The sequence below is a fragment of the Massilimicrobiota sp. An142 genome (genome assembly GCF_002160725.1).
Classification (GTDB): domain Bacteria; phylum Bacillota_I; class Bacilli_A; order Erysipelotrichales; family Coprobacillaceae; genus Allocoprobacillus; species Allocoprobacillus merdigallinarum.
This window is the reverse complement of record NZ_NFLD01000080.1, coordinates 1-1,461: the sequence shown is the minus strand read 5'-3', so window position 1 is coordinate 1,461 and position 1,461 is coordinate 1. Positions and strand designations below refer to the sequence as shown.

Here is a 1,461-nt window from a genome sequence, read left to right as displayed (position 1 = left end):
AAAAATGACAGCTTTATTTTGAGTACTATAGATGAATTAGTACCATCAGATCACAAGGTAAGAGAGCTTGAGGAAGCCATTGACTGGACATTTATTTATCCATTGGTCAGACCGCTCTACAGTTCTTTTGGAAGACCAAGTATCGATCCGGTGGTACTTTTTAAAATGCTTTTTATTAACTTTACATTTGGTATTCATTCCATGAGAAGAACATGTGAAGAAATCAAGGTCAACCTTGCCTACAGGTGGTTTTTAGGATTGTCCATTGATGATGAGGTTCCAAACTATTCAACCTGGTCACAGAACTATATCAGAAGATATGGAGATTCAGAAATTTTTGATGAGATTTTCAACAGGATCATCGAAGAAGCCATAGCATATGATTTTGTGGATCTTGATACAGTATTTGGAGATGGAACACATCGAAAAGCCAACGCCAATAGTAGAAAACACGAAAACAAGGTCGTGGAGATCGTCAAGAAACATTATGATGATGAACTTCTGGAAGAAATCAACAAGGATAGAGAAGAACATGGAAAAAAAGCATTAAAGGAGACAAAGGATATAGAGCTTGCATATGATGAAGAAACAGGAGAACTGATTGAAGGAAAAGGGACAAAATCAATAAAGGTAAGCAAGACAGACCCAGAAAGCGGATGCTTCCATAAGGGAGAAAAACAGAAATGCTTTGCATATACAAATCTGACATTCTGTGATAGACATGGATTTGTACTGCATAATACAGTAGCACCAGGCAATCAGCACGATAGTGTTGTTTTTCATGATGCGTATAGAGAGCTACTGAATACCTATGGAGATTCAATACATAACATCAGTCTGGATGCAGGATTCATAACACCTGCAATATGTCGAGAAACCATAGAGGATGGAATCAGACCTTATCTGCCATATAAAAGACCCATGACAAAAAAAGGATTCTTCAAGAAATACGAATATGTTTATGATGAAAAGCTAGATATTTATATATGTCCAAATAATAAGGACTTGAAATATACCACAACAAACAAATCAGGATACAGGGAATACAAATCAAATCCAAAGGATTGTGAAGGATGTCCATTCTTAGAGCAGTGTACACAGAGCAAGAATCACCAGAAGGTCATCACAAGACACGTATGGGAGGAATATAGAGAATTGGCGGATGAAATCAGATATACACCAGAATGGAAGGACATATACCCGTTAAGAAAAGAGACAATAGAAAGAGTCTATGCAGACTGCAAAGAAAAGCATGGATTAAGGTTTACGAGAATAAGAGGACTAAAGAAAAATCAACAGGAATCGTTGATTATTTTTGGCTGCCATAATTTAGGCAAATTGGTGTTGAATGCCAAATTAAATGATAAATAGTTCTTCAATTTATTTTGTTAGAATACAAGGTGAGATAACTGTAATATTCATATTAAATTGTCCTGGCTATTCATATTATTTGCTACGTGA

General features: G+C 35.9%; 1 protein-coding gene. It reads left to right on the top strand.

What is annotated here, in order from left to right:
• Window positions 1–15 precede the first annotated feature (15 nt).
• Window positions 16–1,371, top strand: a complete 1,356-nt coding sequence (locus B5E87_RS14760) for an IS1182 family transposase (protein WP_143746920.1) — start codon at window positions 16–18, stop codon at window positions 1,369–1,371.
• The last annotated feature ends 90 nt before the right edge of the window (window positions 1,372–1,461 follow it).